The organism is Nonomuraea sp. NPDC049400, assembly GCF_044466425.1.
Classification (GTDB): domain Bacteria; phylum Actinomycetota; class Actinomycetes; order Streptosporangiales; family Streptosporangiaceae; genus Nonomuraea.
In genome coordinates this window covers 1-2,168 of sequence record NZ_JBITMP010000142.1, presented here as the reverse complement: position 1 = coordinate 2,168, position 2,168 = coordinate 1, and the positions used below count along the sequence as shown (strand labels likewise).

General features: G+C 66.0%; 1 protein-coding gene. It reads left to right on the top strand.

What is annotated here, in order from left to right:
• The first annotated feature begins 54 nt into the window (after nucleotides 1-54).
• A complete protein-coding gene (locus tag ACIBVN_RS60765) occupies nucleotides 55-2,154 on the top strand; it encodes an ISAzo13 family transposase (RefSeq protein ID WP_397152011.1) in 2,100 nt (699 codons plus the stop codon).
• Nucleotides 2,155-2,168 lie beyond the last annotated feature (14 nt).

Genomic DNA, 2,168 nt, shown 5'->3' with positions numbered 1-2,168 from the left:
GGAGTCATCAAGAAATAAGGCGTTGCTTTTCGATCTTGAACTCGTTGACTTGGTATGGGCATACCGGGCGAGGTCCGCGATCAGCTCGTCTCGCGGTTCAGGGTGCTGTTTCCGCATTTGAACGAGCGGCAGCGGCGTCTGGTGATGGGGCAGGAGGCCCGGCTGCTCGGACATGGTGGGGTGCGGACGGTGGCGGTGGTGGCAGGAGTGTCCGAAACTACGGTCCGCGCCGGGGTGTTCGAGCTGGAGGCCGGTGAGGATCCGTTGCCGGACGGCCGCGTCCGTCGTCGTGGTGGAGGTCGCAAGGCCGCCGAAGCTCAGGATCCGGATCTGGTGCCAGCACTGCTGGCGCTGGTGGAGCCGGGTGAGCGCGGGGATCCGATGTCTCCGCTGCGCTGGACCACCAAGTCGCTGCGTGATCTGGCCCAAGAGCTGACCGGGCAGGGCCATCCAGTCTCGGCGCCGACGGTGGGCCGGCTGTTGAAGAAACAAGGCTTCAGTCTGCAGGCCAATGCCAAGACGCTGGAAGGCAAGCAGCACCCGGACCGGGACGCGCAGTTCCGTTACATCAACGAGCAGGTCAAGGTCCATCAGGCGGACGGCGAGCCGGTGATCAGCGTGGACACGAAGAAGAAGGAGCATCTGGGCGATCTGCCGAACGCTGGCCGGCAGTGGCGGCCCAAGGGCGATCCGGTTCGGGTCGAGGACCACAGCTTCTTCTTCACCGGCCCGGATGTGCCGCATGCGATCCCGTACGGGATCTACGACGTGGTCAAAGACACGGGCTGGGTGAACGTCGGGATCGATCATGACACCTCGGCGTTCGCGGTGGAGTCGATCCGGCGCTGGTGGCGCGGCCGCGGCAGCCTGGACTACCCGAACGCGGACCGGCTGCTGATCACGGCGGACTGCGGGGGCTCCAACAGCTATCGCTATCGGTTATGGAAGGCCGAGCTGGCCGACTTCGCCGCTGAGACCGGGCTGGCGGTGACTGTCTGTCACTTTCCGCCCGGCACCAGCAAGTGGAACAAGGTAGAGCACCGGCTGTTCTCGCACATCACTATGAACTGGCGCGGCAGGCCCCTGACCAGCCACGAGGTCGTGGTCAACAGCATCGCCGCGACCCGCACCCGCACCGGGCTGACCGTCGCGGCCGAACTGGACACCAACGCCTACCCGCTGGGCGTGTCGGTGTCCGCCGAGCGGATGAGCATGCTGCCGATCGTCCCGCATACCGAGCGCGGCGCCTGGAACTACACGATCGGCCCGGAAGACGGCAACCCGCACCTGCCCTTATGCGACGACCGGGCGCGCATCCGGTCCGAAAGCCTGCACGCTCTGGCCGATCCCCGGCTGACCGGGATGAGCCGAGAGGAGCTGAACGAGCTGGCTGCGTCTTTGGCCTCGGATCAGGCGGCCTTGGCCGAGCAGCGCAACTTCGAAATCCGTGGCGGCCCACGCCGACAGGCCAAGGCCAGCCACGGACGCCCTCTGCTCACCGCCGCCGACAAGGTCCTGATCGCCATCGTTTATCTCCGCCAGATCTGCTCCCAGCGCGTCCTGTCGGAGATGCTCGAGATCAGCCAGCCTCCGATCGGTCAAGCGGTCACCGAGACCGGCAAGCTACTGGCCGCCCGCAAACTCAAGATCGAGCCGACCGTGCTGCGTTTCACCAGCGCCGGTGCGCTCCGCGACTTTCTGGACAGCAACGTCATCCCGACGCGACCGAACCGGCTGGCGCTGCTCGGAGATCCGGCACTGACCGGGATGAGCCGCGCGGAACTGGCCGCACTGATTGAGCGGCTGTCGCTGCGGCAGGCCGCCGAGGCCGAGCAGCGCAAGCATCTTCAGCGCGGCGGCGACCGGCAGGCCGGCGCCCGCGGAGGCATCTTCCAGGAGAAAATCACCGACGCCGAGCGCGTTCTGGCGGTCATCCTCGGCATGCGAAAAGTCTGCACCTGGGAGGTCGTAGCCGAACTGTTTCAAGTGAGCCGACGAACGATCGGCAACGCCAAGATCTGGGTCCGCCCGCTGCTGGAGGAGACCGGCTACGTCGTCACTCGATCCGCAATCCGATACTCCAGCGCCGACGCGCTCCTGAACGCCATCACACCGCACGACGAAATCCCACGCGTCACAGAATCGACACCTTGATTCTTTACGGCTCC